Genomic DNA, 13,926 nt, shown 5'->3' with positions numbered 1-13,926 from the left:
CGGCACGGCCCCTGGCTTCCCAACCTGTGCCGTGCCGCCGGTCCCCTTTCCGATCTCCCGACCGTTGGAGGAACACCCATCATGACGTCCCCCCGAGATGACGACCGATTCGACTGGCAGGCCGCCGAAAACGACTTGAACGGCGCGGATGCCGACGTGGTGGACCTGGACGCCGCCCGGTCCCGCCGGCAGGCACCCACCCCACCCGACGACAGCGACCCGGCCGGCACCGGCCCGCGTCTGGTCGACTCGCCGGCCGCGCAGCGGTCGCCGCGGTTCACGGTGGCGGGGTTGCAGGACGCGAAGCGTCGGCCGATCGTGCCGGCGTGGCTGCGCTCGCGCGCCGAGCTGCGCGACGCCGCCCGGTGGACGATCGGGCATCTGTTCCACGCCGCAGCGTTCCACCTGACCCGCACCCCCAAGTACGCCGGGAAGCTCGCGTGGCGTGCCCCGCGCGGCGCGGCGCGACTGCTCGGCGGGTGGGGTCGCTGGTTGTTCGACCTCCAGGGCGAGCACGTGCGGCAGTTGATGGCGGACAAGGGCGACGCGGAGATGTACCTCAAGGCATCGCGGCTGCGTGACCAGCGGGTCCGGTGGCGCGGCTTTGTCACCGCCGCCGTGGTGCTCGGTGTGCTGCCCGCGTTGGGTATCGCCTACGCACTCGCCCCGGCCGAGGCCCGCTACGCCACCCTCGCTGCCCTGCTCGCCGCGTTGGGCGCGTTGGGCCGTCCGGCGGATAAGCCGCTACTCGACACCGCCGTCATGGTGCCCAAGGTCCAGAAGCTCACCTCCGATGTCGTGGTGCGCGCGCTGGGCAACCTCGGTATCACCGGCATCAACCAAGCCCTCTCAAAGGGCGACCGGGGCAAGGACTGGTTCCCCGCCCCGATCACCCGCGACGGCCCCGGTTGGCGCGCGGACGTGGAGCTGCCCAACGGCGTCACCGCCACCGAGGTCATCGAGAAGCGGGAAAAGCTCGCCGCCGGCCTCTCCCGCCCCCTCGGCTGTGTGTGGCCGGAGGGGCAGCCGGAGGTGCACCCCGGACGGCTCGTGCTCTGGGTCGGGGATCAGGACATGTCCAAGGCCCGCAAGCCCGTGTGGCCGCTACTCAAGGCCGGCAGCGTGGACCTGTTCCGGCCGCAGCCGTTCGGCACCGACCCGCGCGGCCGGTGGGTCGATCTCACGCTGATGTTCATGGCCATGGTCATCGGCTCCATCCCCCGCATGGGCAAGACCTTCACCCTGCGGGAAGTGCTGCTCATCGCCGCGCTTGACCCGCGTGCGGAGATCCACGCCTATGACCTCAAGGGCACCGGCGACCTGTCGGCGTTGGAGCAGGTCGCGCACCGCTACCGCGCCGGGGAAGAAGACGAGGACATCGAATACGCGGTGGCCGGGATGCGGGAGCTGCGCGAGGAACTGCGCCGCCGGGCCAAGGTGATCCGCGACCTTCCCCGCGACCTCTGCCCGGAAAACAAGGTCACGCCCGAGCTGGCCTCGAAGAAGTCCCTCGGGTTGCACCCGCTGGTGATCGGGGTGGACGAGTGCCAGAAGTGGTTCGAGCACCCCGAGTACGGCAAGGAGTTGGAAGCCATCTCGACTGACCTCGTGAAGCGCGGTCCGGCGCTGGGCATCATCCCGGTGTTCGCCACGCAGCGGCCGGACGCCAAAAGCCTGCCGACCGGGATCTCGGCGAACGCGTCGACCCGGTTCTGTCTCAAGGTGATGGGGCAGACCGAGAACGACATGGTCCTCGGCACCTCGCAGTACAAGCAGGGCATCCGCGCCACCATGTTCGCCTGGACCGACAAGGGCACCGGCTACTTCGTCGGTGAGGGCGCCGACGCCCGGATCACCACCACCGTCAACATCGACGGCCCCCTAGCCGAGAAGATCGCCGCCCGCGCCCGTGTTGCCCGCGAAGCCGCCGGACGGCTCACCGGGCACGCCCTCGGCGAGCAACCCACCATCGCACCCGCCCTCACGTTCAACCTGCTCGACGACATCACCGCCGTGGTCCCCGCCAGTGAGGCCAAGGTGTGGTGCCGCACCGTCGCCGCCCGGCTGGCCGAGCTGCGGCCCGACGTCTACGGCGGGTGGGACGGCGAGCAGGTGACCGTCGCCTTGAAGCCGTTCGGGGTGAAGGTTGGGCAGACGTGGGGCACCGACCCGGTCACCGGCAAGGGCGCGAACCGGGGCGGCTTCGAACGCGCCGCGATCATCGCCGCGATAGCGGAGCGTAACCGGAAGCGGGACGCGAGCTAACCCCGGATCGGTCCTAGGTCTAGGACCAGAGGGTTCCTAGACCTAGGACCGCCCCTAGGACGCCATCCGAACCGTGATCAGGACGCTAGGAATCTAGCGGCCTCCCCTGACCACACCCGAAAACCGGCCCTGGAGGCTGTCATGACCCCCCGCACCCTGCTAGCCACCGCACCCTGCCTCATCCTCGCCCTGCTCACGCTCGGTTACCTCGCGGTGTGCATAGCTGCGCCGTTCGGACGCTGCCGAACCTGCACGGGCACCGGCCGCAAGCGCTCCCCGCTCGGCCGCATCCGGCGGGAGTGCCGCCGCTGCGCCGGGACCGGACTGCGGCTACGCGTCGGCCGACACGCCATCAACCACATCAAAGACGAGTACCAAGCGGCCAAACGATGAACCGCCGACCACGCGACGGACACACCGACTGGTGCGGCAAAGACCACCGCTGCAACCTCGGCGAACACCGCTCCGACGACATCGTGGTCGACGTTGCCGGCCGCTCCCGCGCGGTGCTCGTGCGGGTGCGCACCGCCGCCGGCCGCGAGCACGCCGAGGTGCGCGTCAGGGTCGCCCTCGCACCTACCGAGGTGGCCGCCCGGCGGCAACTGGTCGGGTTGCTCGGTGACCTGCGGGAGGCCGTCACTCGCGCTGCGATCACCGCGCGGCCGCGACCGAGGCGGGCCGGCTGATGCCTGGCGTGCGCCGCGATGGTCCGTCGTCGCGTGACGCCCGGCTGTCCGGGTTGGAGGTGTGGCTTACCGGCTCGCCCGCCGAGCTGGACGCCGTCACTGCCGCCCTGGCCGACGTCGGGCACCTCATCCAGCACGGCACCCGCCGGCCGCTGACCGGCAGCGATGCCGGTCGCTATCGGCTCTATCTGCGCCTCAGCGTCGCCGCCGACCGGCAGCGGCCCACCGGCACCCCGGACGCCTCCGGTGGCGCGCTGATCGACCTCACGGCCGCTCGCGCCGCCCGCCGCCCGGCCTGACCCGATTCCCCCGAGCCTTGGGAGATCCCCCATGCCTGACCTGTTGACCGCCGCGCTTGCACACGCTGGGCGCGGCTGGCACGTCTTTCCCCTGCGTCCCGACGACCGACCGGGCGAACCGGACCACGCCAAGCGGCCCGCGTTTCCCAACCGCTGCACCGCCGAGCACTGCCCCCGCACCGACCCGCGCTGCCGCGCCGCCGGCCGCCACGTCGGCTGGGAGGAACGCGCCACCACCGACCCCGAGCGCATCCGCCGGGCATGGTCGACCCGCCCCTACGGGATCGGCATTGCCTGCGGCCCGTCCGGGCTGGTTGTGGTCGACCTCGACGTGCCCAAGCACGCCGACGACACCCCGCCGCCGCAGTGGGCCGGGGCGTGTGACGGCCTGGACGTGTTCGGCGCCCTCGCCGCCCGGCACGGCACCCCGCTCGACCCGTTCGACGGAATCGGCCCTGACGCGCCGCTGCGGGGCGGTATCGACGCCACGTACACCGTGACCACGGCCAGCGGCGGCAGTCACCTCTACTACCGCCACCCCAACGGCGGGCCGCTGCTGCGCAACACCACCGGCGACCGGGGCGGGTTGGGCTGGAAGGTCGACACCCGCGCCCACGGCGGCTACGTCGTCGCCGCTGGCAGCACCGCTGCCGGCCACCCCTACGAGGTGGCGTTGGACTGCGACCCCGCGCCACTGCCCGCGTGGGTGGCTGGGCTGCTCGCCCCCGCCCCGCGACCCGCGCACCGCCCGGCCCCGGTGGCGCTGCCGGCCGATCGGCGCGGCGCGTACCTCGCGGCAGCGATCCGCCGGCAGGTCGACCACCTCACCGCCGCCCCGGAGGGGCAGCGCAATCACGCCCTGTTCGCCTCAGCCGTGGCGCTCGGGCAGCTCGTGGCGGGAGGTGCGCTCACCGCCGCCGACGTGAGCGCCGTGTTGGAACCGGCCGCGTTGTCGCTCGGCCTGCCGGCTGGGGAAGTCGCGCGCACGATCGCGTCGGGCCTGCGGACCGGCGCGAACAACCCGCGCAGCCTGGCAGGGGTGGGGAGGGCGGCGGCATGACGACCCGGTTGCAGATCGGCTCTGGCCCCGAAACGATCCGCGTGCTCAAGGCGGCGCTGGTCGACGGGTTGCTACCCGACACCTACGTGTCCGCCGGTTCCCTGGTGCACATGGAGGCCGTGTCCGGTGGGCTGGCGACCGCCGCCGATGAGGACTCGCCGCTGCCGGTGTCGGCCAGCATGGTCAACCCTGCCGGGTTGGCCGGGTTGCTGGCCGAGCACGCCTACGTGTACCGGCTCAAGACCCGCAAGAGCGACACCGGCGACCCCGAAATGTACGAAGACGAGGTGACCCCACCCCGGGACATCCTGTCCTCGGTGCTGGCCGGGAAGACGTGGCCAGGCGTGCCGCCGCTGCGCGGGATCATCGGCGCTCCGGTGCTGCGCCGGGACGGCACCCTGTTGCAGCAGCCCGGCTACGACCCGGCGACCGGCCTCTACCTGGCATCGAAAGTCGCTCTGCCGCCCGTGCCGGACGAACCGACCCCGGAGCAGGTCGACGAGGCGCGCACGTTCCTACTGGATCGGTTCCTGCGGGACTTCCCATGGGCGTCCGCGGCTGATCGGGCTAACTATGTGGCGTTGCTGGCCACGCCGATCCTGCGGCACTTCACCCGGTCCCTGACGCCGTTCGCGCTGATCGACGCGACCATGCCGTCATCGGGTAAGACGATCCTGACCGCTGGGCCGGGGATGCTCTACGGGCAGCGGGTCATGACCTGGGCCTACTCGGATGAGGAACTGCGCAAGTCCATCACGGCGGTGCTGGCCGAGCAGGTCGGTGTGGTGATCTGGGACAACCTGGCTGAGGGAACCGTCATCGACTCGGCCGTGCTCGCCCAGCTCGTCACCTCGGGCGTGTGGTCTGACCGGCAGTTGGGTGCGTCGCGCAACGTCGCCACCGTCAACGACCGGCTCTGGATGGCCACCGGCAACAACCTCCAGGTCGGTGGGGACATGGCGTCGCGCGCGGTGCGGGTGCGTCTCGACCCGGACATGCCCCGCCCGGAGTTGCGCGACCAGCGTGGGTTCGGTATCCCGCACCTTGACCAGTGGATCACCGACCCGGCGAACCAACTCACCGTCCTGTGGCACCTGTTGGTGCTGGTGCTCGATTGGACGCGGCGGGGTGCACCTCGGGTGGGCGGGTTGTCGATGCGGCAGTTCACCCCGTGGGCGCAGGCTCTCGGCGGGTTCCTCGCCCATCACGGCATCGACGGATTCCTCACCAACGCCGCTGACATTCGTGAGATCGATGAGGACGAAACGCGCTGGCGCGCGTTCCTCACTTGCTGGCACGACCGCCACGGCGGCCGTGCGATGACCGCCGCCGAGCTGCGGCAAGACGGCGAGCCGATGCACCTCGGTAGCGACGTGAACGACCCGTGGGATGGGCAGTTCATCACCACCCACAACGGGCGGCTACCCAACCCGCTGCAACTTGGCCGACTCCTGACCGGGCAGGCCGGGCGGTGGCGCGGTGAGCACGTCGTCCGTGCTGGCCGCAACGACCGGGGGGATCGGTCGGTGTTCTGGGTCGAGCGGCACGAGGGGTGAACCCCGCTGAACCATCTCCGCATCTCCGCAACGCCGCACCGACCCCTCACCACCTGGGGAAACACTCTGCGGAGATCAGACCAGAGAGGTTCATCGATCTCCGCATCTCCGCAACCAACTGCGGAGATCTCGGCTCTTTGCGGAGATGACCCCTCACCACTCCGCTCTATCTCCGCAAGCATTCGCCCAGCTCACGGCCATGTTTGCGGAGATGCGGAGATGCGGAGATGGTTCAGCCCCTCCCACAACGAGCACCGACCAGCGCAACCGGACCGCGCAGACCGACCCGCTGAGAGCCCGGGAGCCGAACGACGCATCACCGAACACCGACCCGCGCGAAATCTTGGCTCTACGACGCTCTCAGCGGGCCGCTCTAGCAACCCTCATCGATACGACTGCTCGACCCACCGCCTGACCCTCGCCCAGCCGGAACGCCCCGCCACCGGCGCTCTAGACAAGCCAAAGTGGGCGTTGCGGTGCACGATGACAGTCGGGGCAAGTACAGGCGAAGCGCGTTCCAGGGGGCACCGGACATCAAGAAGCATTGATACACTCCGCGCCCATGAAGACACGCTCCGTAGCAGTAGCCGCGTTAGCTCTCTCTCTGACCACATCGCTGGCCGCATGCACAAAGTCAGCCTCGTACGACGAGCGGATGGAGTACCTGCGCACGGTGGCTCAACGTGGCGCGGACACCCACGCCCTGATCAAGAGCCAGGAAGCCACCATCGATAGGGAGCGGTGCGACCGCGCCTACGGGGGGCTCAGCGCCAACGACGCCCCCAACGTTGACACCTACGACAACCGGGAAGAATGGTTCGATCAGGTCAAGGAGTTCTTCGTCGATAGCTGCGTCAGCGGCAAGCCAAAGCCGGTCCCGGGAGATCCGGTGCCGAGCGAGAGCGCTGGCACGGCCACTCCTTCGGGGTCCGTGCCAGCTCCGGAGGCATCCCCATCTGCATAGGCAGGACCGTTAGCGCGGACGGCCCGTGGTGCCACGCGTGGTGCGGAACCACGGGTCGCTAGCGCAACAGGAAGCAACTACAGAAGGGTTTCACGCAGTTCAGGAAGCCTGTGAAACCACAGCCGCCACCGCGAATACCACTTCTAATCCCAAGGCCGCAGGTTCGAATCCTGCCGGGCGCACCTTCACGCAGCAGGGTTGACCTGCTCTCTCTGCCCGGCGACGGAGAATCGCAGGCATGGCGAGGGGCGACTTCGTTGATAGCGTCGTCAGGTGTCGATGTTCCGTACTCCTCAGGTGATCCTGTTCAGCGAGGACGTCTCCCGCGCCGCCGAGTTCTACACCGGTCTCGGGTTCACTGAGACCTTCCGGATGCCGGCCGACAGTGAGCGGCGGGACGGTTACACCGAGGCGGAGGGCTTGGCGGTCCTCGGCGGGTACCGGCCGGCCGCCGACCCCGACCGCCCGGACACCTGGTGACCGGGCGGCCGGATCAGATCGGCCCCAGCAGCTCGACCAGCGCGTCGTCACCCTGGCCGAGCTGGGCTGCACCGATCGGTGGCGTGACGAGGAACCGTCGGCAGCCGTCGAGTTCCACGTACCAGTCGGGGCGTTCCCCGTCGAGTGGTCGCAGCACCGCGAAGCGGGTCGCCGGGGTGGCACAGTCGACCACCGCCCGGCGGTTGTTCAGCGCCCGGAGCACGCCCGCCTGGCGCTCGGTTGGCAGTGGCCCGCCGTACACGAAGTCGCCGGCAGGCTTTTCGCCCTCCTGGAGCGACTCGGGCACCTGGTAGACGCAGAGGCGCAGCGGCCCGGCGGCCGGTCGGGCGACCGGCCCGGCCGGCCCGGGGCGACGGCTCCTGGTTTCCACCCACACCATGTCCGTCCACTGCTGGGCGCATCCGGCGGCCTCGGCCGCCGCGGATTCGACCTGCCCGATGGTACGGGTGTCCACAGTGCTCCACTGCGGCCCGGCCAGGGCCGCGATGACCTCGCGGCGCGGCTTGCCGCAGGCGTCGGTCGGGATCTGGGGGCGCAGCCAACGCCCCCGGTCGTCCAGGAGGGCCAGCCACGGCGGGACGACCATGTCGAGGGTGCAGGCGACCTTTCCGCCGGTCGGCTCGCTGGGCAGGCGCAGCGCGGCGAGCAGCGGTCCGATCTCCTCGGCGCGCCGCTCGGTGGCCATCTGCTGCTGGCCGCCCCGGTGGCCCGGCCGGGTCTCCCGCCCGCAGATCACGGCCGCTACCGGGGTGAACGTGGGGTCGATCGGACCGGTCGTCGGTTCTTTCGAGGCTGGTGGTGACGTCGGCGTGCCCGGCAGCGTGATTGTCTCGCCGGCTCGGGGGGCATCCTTGGCGCAGGAGGTCCACTTGTCGACGATCTGGGCCGGGGCGGGCCCGGCAGCCTCGCCCGGCCCGTTCTCCGTGCCACCGCAGCCGCTCAGTGCCATGCCGAGCAGTGCCACCGCCAGTACCGTCCGGGACGAGCGCATCCGGCTCACCATCCTTTCACCCGAGGATGAGACGGACGGCAGGTGCGCTCGGTTCCGACCGGTCGCGGCACCCGTGCGGCCACCCCGAGCCGCGGGCACAGAGTGACACATTAGCGACACTCCGTACACTAGGGGTCATCAGATGTCAGCCGACATGCTATTGTCCGATGTCGATCTGCTTCGTGTGGACCCGGACCGGGTCGTTGTCGGAAGGGCACTTCCCGATGCCGGCCGTTGCCACTCCAGCCGTGCCGCCGCCCACGTTGGACAATCCGGCCGGCGGGGCCCTGGGCCTCATCTTCACCACGTTGCCGGCGTTGCTGCGGCTGACCTGCGGGCTGTTCGGCGCTGCGGTGGCCGTGTCCGTGCAGACCCCGCCGGTCGAGCAGGCGGTGTTGCTGCCCGCTGTCGGCGTGCTGACCGGCTGGTCCCTCTGGTACGCCCACCGCGCGTTGCGCCACGGCATCGGCCCCGCCCTCGTCGCCGGTGACGTCGCGGTCACCGCGTCGGCCTGCCTCCTCATGCCCGTGCTGGTGGCGCCCGAGGTGCTGCCCGGCGAGGGCAGTTGGATCGCCGTGCTGGCCAGCACCACAGTGATCAACACACAGGCCACCGCCCTGGCGCGCTGGTCGATCCCCGCCGGGCTGCTCGTGATCGTCACCTACGTGACCGGCGCGCAGGCGGCCGGCAACCCCACCGAGGCGCGGGCGCACGCGGCCACGCTGCTGGCGCAGACCGCGTGCACGGCGATGATGGCGGGGGTCATGCGGCGACGCATCGGCCGGGCGGACCGCGCCTTCGCCGCACACCAGCGGCTGACCCGGGAGGCGTTGGTCGCCCGCGCCGCCCGCGAGGCCGAACGCCAGCAGAACCGCGACCTGCACGACACCGTGCTGGGAACGTTGACCATGGTGGGGCTGGGCGCGGTGGCCGGTCCCTCGGTCGTCTTCCGGGACCGGTGCGCGGCCGACCTGCGTACCCTCGTCTCGCTCAGCGACGTCGGCCCGGTGGCCGGCGACGGCCCGGTCCCGCTCGACGGACGGTTGCGGTCGGTGGTCGAACGGCTGCCCGAGCTCGCGGTACGGCTGGACCTGACGTCCTGCGCGGTCCCGGTCGGGGTGGCCGACGCGATCAGCGAGAGCGCCTACGCGGCGCTGTCCAACGTGGTCCGCCACGCGCCTGGCGCCGAGGCCACGCTGCGTCTGGCCCGCGACGCGATCGGCGTGGTGGTCGAGGTCGCCGACGACGGTCCCGGCTTCGACCTGGCCACCGTCCCACCGCACCGGTACGGGTTGCGCGAGTCCATCCGCGGCCGGATGGCCACCGTCGGTGGGCGCGCCGAGGTGCACTCGGCGGTCGGGACGGGCACCCGGATTCGACTGGAGTGGCCCGGTGTCGGCTGACCTGAACGCCCCTGCGCACCTCACCGACGCTCCGGAGGCACCGACCCGGGCCGCCGTTCCGACGCCCCGGGAGCCGGTCTCCCCCGAGGCGCTCGCCGCGCCGGCCGCCGTCGCCCACGCCTCCGACCGGGGCGCCCGGATCGCCGCCGTCGTCATCGCGTTGGCCTGGCACGTCGCGATCGCGCTGCCGGCGGTGCTGGCCGCCCGCGCGGAGTTCGCCGCGCCAGCGGTGGTGCTCGGCGCCTGGATACTGGTCGCCGTGACCGGCGCGGTGGCCGGGGTACGACTGCTGCAGGGCTCGCCGCTGCCGCCGTGGCCGCTGGCCGTGTTGCTGCTGGTCGTCGACGCGGCCGTCTTTGCGGCGGCCGGGGATCGGCAGTTGTTCACGGCCGCCAACTGGGTGTGGGGCACGCTCGGCTGGTTCTTCGTGCTGGCGGTGTGGGGCCAGCGCGTGCTGGGGCTGATCGCCCTGCTGAGCACGCACGCCCTGATCGCCCTGGTGGCCGTGCTGGGGCACGGCGCCGACCCGGCCGACGTGGCCCGCTACGTGATGTACGTCTACGGCACGTTCTCGCTGCCGGTGGCGGTCTTCGTGGGCAGCGCCGTCATCGTCGGCCTGGCTCGGGAGCGGGCCGCCGTCTCGGCCGCCGGTCACGCGATGGCCGCCGAGCGGGATGCCGCCGAGCGTGGCCGCCAGGAACGCCGCGACCGGCTCACCCTGGTCAGTTCGGCGGCCGGGCGGGTCCTCGGTGACCTGGCCGCCGGGCAGGCCGACCCGGGCGACCCGGAGGTGCAGCGTCGGTGCATGCTGGCCGCCGCCCGGCTACGCCGGCTGATCGCCGAGTCCGACGATGTGCCCGACCCGTTGCTGCACGAGTTGCGCGCCGCCGCCGACCTGGCGGAACGCAGCGGCCTGCCGATCGACCTGGTCACCATCGGCACCCCGCCGCCGCTGCCGGTGGAGGTCCGCCGCCGGCTGGCCGACCCGCTCACCGGCACCCTCGCCGACGCCCCGGAATGGGCGCGGCTGACAGTGGTCTCCGGCCCGGACGAGGTGGTGGTCAGCCTGGTCACGCCGGACCGGGAAGGCCCGGAGGCGACCGGCCCACCGCACGGGGAGCGTGACGACGGGCCGGTGCAGTACCTCTACGAACGGGACGGGAACATCAGATGGGCGCAGACCCGATGGCGGCGGTGAGCGGCGATCAGCCGGTCGGGGTGGCGATCGTCGACGACCACCCGGTGGTGGTCGAGGGGGTCCGCGCCTGGCTCGCCACCGAGCCGCGCCTCACTGTGCTCGCCACCGGTGACGACCCGGACGAGGTGCTGCGGGCCGCCCCGGACGCCGCCGTCGTCCTGCTCGACCTGCGGTTGCACGGGCGGATGGCGTTGGACAAGTTGGCCGAGCTGAGCGCCGCCGGGCGGCGGGTGGTGGTCTATTCGGAGCACACCGACCCGCAGACGATGCTGGCCGCGCTGGACGCCGGGGCGGTGGCGTTCCTGGCCAAGCACGAGGGCCGGGAACACTGCGTGGAGACGGTGCTGGCCGCCGCGAACGACCGCCCCTACGTGCCGCCGGCGCTGGCCGGTGCGATGGTCGGCGACCCGCGACCGGACCGGCCGATGCTGTCCGACAAGGAGCGTGAGGCGCTGCTGCTCTGGTTCCAGTCGATGTCCAAGGCGTCGGTGGCTCGGCGGATGCAGATCAGCGAGCACACCGTGAAGCAGTACGTCGACCGTGCGCGGATCAAGTACACCCGGGCGGGGCGGCCAGCCGCCACAAAGGCAGCACTACTCGCCCGTGCGATCGAGGACGGTCTCGTCCGCCCGGAGGAGATCGGCATCTACCGGTCACAGGCGACGCACGACCGGCCGACCCCCTAACAGGCGTCATGACAGGGGCGCTGCGGTCCGCGAGGCTTCTCTTCACAGCCAGCTGACCGGAAGGTCGTGACGATGCACTCCGATGCGTCCCCGTTCTTCATCGGTCCCCACCGGTTCGACGCCCCGGACGACGACGTGGGCCCGACCCTGGACCGCCGTTACCACCTGCGACCGAGGCCCGGTGAACGATTGCTCGGGCGACATCGGCTGCTGGTCGCGGGCTACCTGCTCGGGCCGAGCGAGGTACGACGCCGCTGGGAGCTTCCCGAGCCGGTCGAGGTGACCGTCACCGACCAGCGGATCTGTTGGGTGGGCAGCGGCTCCCAGCTGTCGCTCGTCGCCGACGGCACGCACCGCGCCCGGCCGCCCGCTCGGCTCAACGGCCTGATGAGCGGGCAGATCCGTTGGCAGTGGCCGTCCCGGTTGGAGCTGTCGGCGACCACCCCTGACGCACCGCTGCAACTGCTGATCGTCTGCGACGCGCTGCGCACCATCCAGCAACCGGCGTTGGCGCTCAGCGGAGCCGCCGCCGAGGTCGTGGCGCTGGCCCGGCAGGTCCGCCGGGCAGTGGCCCTGTTCCGGCTCAACCGTCCGCAGCTGGTCGACCTCTCAGCCCAGGAACGCGACGTGCTGCTGCTGCGGGCCGGCCCCGGTCTGCTCGCCGGCGACACCCGGATCACGCTGCCCGGCTCGTTGCCGGTGGAGTTCCACTCCCGGGACGACTACTACCGGTCAAGACCGGAGCCGACCTCGTGGGGCGGGCTCGCAGGCGGCGCAGCATCCGGGCATCGGTGAAACCGACGGCCCGCGCGGCGGCTTCCACGGTGCTGCCGTGCCCGATCAGGTGCTCGGCCCGTTCCACCCGGAGCAGCTGCTGATAGCCCAGCGGGGTGAGGCCGGTGCTCGCCCGGAACAGCCGGGTCAGTGTTCGTTCGGCAACGCCGCCGGTGGCGGCCAGTTCGGCCAGCGGCAGGGGCTCGGCGTACCGGCTGTCGATCAGATCCTGCACCCGGTGCACCGAGTCGGACAGGTGGGAACGGTGCCGCATCAGGGCGCTGGCCTGCGGCTCGTGCCCGTTGCGGCGGGCGTAGACGACCAGCGTGCGGGCGATCTTCGCGGCGGTCGCCGGGCCGTGCCGGGTCGCCACCAGGTGCAGCGCCACGTCGATGCCACTGGCGATGCCCGCCGAGGTGACCACCCGGTCGTCCACCACGTACAGCACGTCGCGGACGACCTGGGCCGCCGGGTGCCGGCGCGCCAGGTCGTCCTGCACCTCGTGGTGGGTGGTGCAGCGGCGGCCGTCGAGCAGCCCGGCCCGGCCGAGCGCGTACGCCCCGGCGCAGACGCTGGCCACCGTGCCGCCGGCCGCGTGGTGCGCGGCGAGCCGCCGCAGGTCGCCGGGGGACACCGGCCCCTGGGGCCCGTGCGCCGCCGGCCGCCAGCCGGGCACTATCACCAGGTCGTCCGGGGCCAGCTCGGGCCACCGGGTGTCGGCGACCAGCGGTACGCCCTGCACAGTCGGCACCTGTTCGCGTTCCGCGACGTAGTGCAGCTGGTAGTCGTACCCCAGGTCGGCGGCGCTGGAGAAGACCTGGGCCGGCCCGGCCAGGTCCAGCAGGTGCAGCTGTGGGACCAGCAGGAAGACGACCCGGGTCACCAGGTCAGCCCCCGCTGCCGACGAGGGTCGCCCCGACCAGTTCGTCCACGGTCCGGATGGTCGCGAAGCGACCGGCGAGCGCGTACTCGGTGCGGGTCACGATCTCCTCGTTGGTCAGGGTGCGCGGGTCGGCGAGGATCTCCGCGACGGTGGCGGTGTCCGGCAGGTCCCGGTGCGGGATGGGGAAGGTCAGCGTGGCGTCGGTGACGAAGGTCATCCGGTAGCCGAGGTCGGCGCCGACCCGGGTGGTGGTCTCCACGCACTGCTCGGTGCGGATGCCGCAGACGGTGATGTCGGTGATGCCCGCCTGGGTGAGCAGCTGCTGGAGGTTCGTGGTGGTGAACGCGTTGTGCGCCGTCTTGACCAGGGTCGGCTCACCCTCGGCGGGGACCAGACCGTCGATCAGCCGCACGTACCCGAGGGCGGGGTCGAACAACCCGCCCGTGCCGGGCTCCGAGTGCAGGACCCAGACCACCAGGTCGCCGCGCTGCCGGGCGGCAGCCACCAGCCGGTCGACCTGGCGGATCATGTCGGGGTTGGAGCCGTACGCCCAGATCGGGCGCTGACGGAAGGACTCCTGTACGTCGATCACGACGAGTGCTGCTCTGCTCATGACCTCGATACTGGTCCGACGACGTTCACACCGGCAGACACCATCCT

The 13,926-nt window shown here is 71.7% G+C and carries 15 protein-coding genes; 12 read left to right on the top strand and 3 right to left on the bottom strand.

Going from position 1 to position 13,926, the window contains the following annotated elements:
• Window positions 1-81: 81 nt before the first annotated feature.
• The 8 genes from QCZ28_RS27410 to QCZ28_RS27375 all read left to right on the top strand — a co-directional run bounded on the left by QCZ28_RS27410 (window position 82) and on the right by QCZ28_RS27375 (window position 7,310).
• Window positions 82-2,265: a cell division protein FtsK gene (locus QCZ28_RS27410; protein WP_279519337.1), complete on the top strand. Its 2,184-nt coding sequence runs from the start codon at window positions 82-84 to the stop codon at window positions 2,263-2,265.
• Window positions 2,266-2,406: 141 nt separating this feature from the next.
• Window positions 2,407-2,658 (top strand): hypothetical protein, encoded by a 252-nt coding sequence (locus tag QCZ28_RS27405; protein WP_279519336.1) that lies wholly within the window; start codon window positions 2,407-2,409, stop codon window positions 2,656-2,658.
• Window positions 2,655-2,951, top strand: a complete 297-nt coding sequence (locus QCZ28_RS27400; RefSeq protein WP_279519335.1) for a hypothetical protein — start codon at window positions 2,655-2,657, stop codon at window positions 2,949-2,951. Before QCZ28_RS27405 ends, QCZ28_RS27400 begins: the two co-directional genes overlap by 4 nt.
• Complete coding sequence (locus QCZ28_RS27395; protein WP_279519334.1) at window positions 2,951-3,250, top strand: hypothetical protein; 300 nt, start codon at window positions 2,951-2,953, stop codon at window positions 3,248-3,250. Before QCZ28_RS27400 ends, QCZ28_RS27395 begins: the two co-directional genes overlap by 1 nt.
• A gap of 31 nt (window positions 3,251-3,281) precedes the next feature.
• Window positions 3,282-4,310 carry a bifunctional DNA primase/polymerase gene (locus tag QCZ28_RS27390; RefSeq protein ID WP_279519333.1) on the top strand — a complete coding sequence of 343 codons (1,029 nt, stop codon included), beginning with the start codon at window positions 3,282-3,284 and terminating at the stop codon, window positions 4,308-4,310.
• Window positions 4,307-5,866, top strand: a complete 1,560-nt coding sequence (locus QCZ28_RS27385; RefSeq protein WP_279519332.1) for a hypothetical protein — start codon at window positions 4,307-4,309, stop codon at window positions 5,864-5,866. The genes QCZ28_RS27390 and QCZ28_RS27385 overlap by 4 nt, the downstream gene beginning before the upstream one ends.
• Window positions 5,867-6,521: 655 nt before the next feature.
• Window positions 6,522-6,830 carry a hypothetical protein gene (locus QCZ28_RS27380; RefSeq protein ID WP_279519331.1) on the top strand — a complete coding sequence of 103 codons (309 nt, stop codon included), beginning with the start codon at window positions 6,522-6,524 and terminating at the stop codon, window positions 6,828-6,830.
• 273 nt (window positions 6,831-7,103) lie between these two features.
• A complete protein-coding gene (locus tag QCZ28_RS27375; protein WP_279519330.1) occupies window positions 7,104-7,310 on the top strand; it encodes a hypothetical protein in 207 nt (68 codons plus the stop codon).
• Between the two features lie 13 nt (window positions 7,311-7,323).
• Here QCZ28_RS27375 and QCZ28_RS27370 read toward each other — a convergent pair whose 3' ends face one another.
• Entirely contained in the window at window positions 7,324-8,322 is a 999-nt protein-coding gene (locus tag QCZ28_RS27370) for a hypothetical protein (RefSeq protein WP_279519329.1), read from the bottom strand.
• A 224-nt stretch (window positions 8,323-8,546) separates the two neighbouring features.
• Between QCZ28_RS27370 and QCZ28_RS27365 the strand changes: the two genes are divergently transcribed.
• The 4 genes from QCZ28_RS27365 (at window position 8,547) to QCZ28_RS27350 (ending at window position 12,404) form a co-directional block, all read left to right on the top strand.
• Window positions 8,547-9,725 (top strand): ATP-binding protein, encoded by a 1,179-nt coding sequence (locus QCZ28_RS27365; protein WP_347815136.1) that lies wholly within the window; start codon window positions 8,547-8,549, stop codon window positions 9,723-9,725.
• Window positions 9,715-10,923 (top strand): hypothetical protein, encoded by a 1,209-nt coding sequence (locus tag QCZ28_RS27360; RefSeq protein ID WP_279519327.1) that lies wholly within the window; start codon window positions 9,715-9,717, stop codon window positions 10,921-10,923. The genes QCZ28_RS27365 and QCZ28_RS27360 overlap by 11 nt, the downstream gene beginning before the upstream one ends.
• Window positions 10,896-11,609 (top strand): response regulator transcription factor, encoded by a 714-nt coding sequence (locus QCZ28_RS27355; RefSeq protein WP_279519326.1) that lies wholly within the window; start codon window positions 10,896-10,898, stop codon window positions 11,607-11,609. Before QCZ28_RS27360 ends, QCZ28_RS27355 begins: the two co-directional genes overlap by 28 nt.
• 72 nt (window positions 11,610-11,681) lie before the next feature.
• Window positions 11,682-12,404 carry a hypothetical protein gene (locus tag QCZ28_RS27350; RefSeq protein ID WP_279519325.1) on the top strand — a complete coding sequence of 241 codons (723 nt, stop codon included), beginning with the start codon at window positions 11,682-11,684 and terminating at the stop codon, window positions 12,402-12,404.
• Here QCZ28_RS27350 and QCZ28_RS27345 read toward each other — a convergent pair.
• Window positions 12,286-13,266, bottom strand: a complete 981-nt coding sequence (locus tag QCZ28_RS27345) for a DJ-1/PfpI family protein (protein WP_279519324.1) — start codon at window positions 13,264-13,266, stop codon at window positions 12,286-12,288. The genes QCZ28_RS27350 and QCZ28_RS27345 overlap by 119 nt on opposite strands.
• Before the next feature lie 4 nt (window positions 13,267-13,270).
• Window positions 13,271-13,879 carry an isochorismatase family protein gene (locus QCZ28_RS27340; RefSeq protein WP_279519323.1) on the bottom strand — a complete coding sequence of 203 codons (609 nt, stop codon included), beginning with the start codon at window positions 13,877-13,879 and terminating at the stop codon, window positions 13,271-13,273.
• Window positions 13,880-13,926 lie beyond the last annotated feature (47 nt).

This window comes from Micromonospora sp. DH14 (assembly GCF_029809455.1).
In the GTDB taxonomy this organism is placed as follows: domain Bacteria; phylum Actinomycetota; class Actinomycetes; order Mycobacteriales; family Micromonosporaceae; genus Micromonospora; species Micromonospora parva.
The sequence above is the reverse complement of the archived record's forward strand: the minus strand, read 5'-3'. Positions and strand labels throughout refer to the sequence as shown.

What these genes read in the sequence shown, in the direction of transcription:
- QCZ28_RS27365 (WP_347815136.1), top strand. Translation starts at nt 8,547, where the DNA reads ATGCCGGCCGTTGCCACTCCAGCCGTGCCGCCGCCCACGTTGGACAAT.
- QCZ28_RS27400 (WP_279519335.1), top strand. Translation starts at nt 2,655, where the DNA reads ATGAACCGCCGACCACGCGACGGACACACCGACTGGTGCGGCAAAGAC.
- QCZ28_RS27390 (WP_279519333.1), top strand. Translation starts at nt 3,282, where the DNA reads ATGCCTGACCTGTTGACCGCCGCGCTTGCACACGCTGGGCGCGGCTGG.
- QCZ28_RS27405 (WP_279519336.1), top strand. Translation starts at nt 2,407, where the DNA reads ATGACCCCCCGCACCCTGCTAGCCACCGCACCCTGCCTCATCCTCGCC.
- QCZ28_RS27380 (WP_279519331.1), top strand. Translation starts at nt 6,522, where the DNA reads ATGGAGTACCTGCGCACGGTGGCTCAACGTGGCGCGGACACCCACGCC.
- QCZ28_RS27350 (WP_279519325.1), top strand. Translation starts at nt 11,682, where the DNA reads ATGCACTCCGATGCGTCCCCGTTCTTCATCGGTCCCCACCGGTTCGAC.
- QCZ28_RS27410 (WP_279519337.1), top strand. Translation starts at nt 82, where the DNA reads ATGACGTCCCCCCGAGATGACGACCGATTCGACTGGCAGGCCGCCGAA.
- QCZ28_RS27385 (WP_279519332.1), top strand. Translation starts at nt 4,307, where the DNA reads ATGACGACCCGGTTGCAGATCGGCTCTGGCCCCGAAACGATCCGCGTG.
- QCZ28_RS27355 (WP_279519326.1), top strand. Translation starts at nt 10,896, where the DNA reads ATGGGCGCAGACCCGATGGCGGCGGTGAGCGGCGATCAGCCGGTCGGG.
- QCZ28_RS27395 (WP_279519334.1), top strand. Translation starts at nt 2,951, where the DNA reads ATGCCTGGCGTGCGCCGCGATGGTCCGTCGTCGCGTGACGCCCGGCTG.
- QCZ28_RS27370 (WP_279519329.1), bottom strand. Translation starts at nt 8,322, where the DNA reads ATGCGCTCGTCCCGGACGGTACTGGCGGTGGCACTGCTCGGCATGGCA.
- QCZ28_RS27340 (WP_279519323.1), bottom strand. Translation starts at nt 13,879, where the DNA reads ATGAGCAGAGCAGCACTCGTCGTGATCGACGTACAGGAGTCCTTCCGT.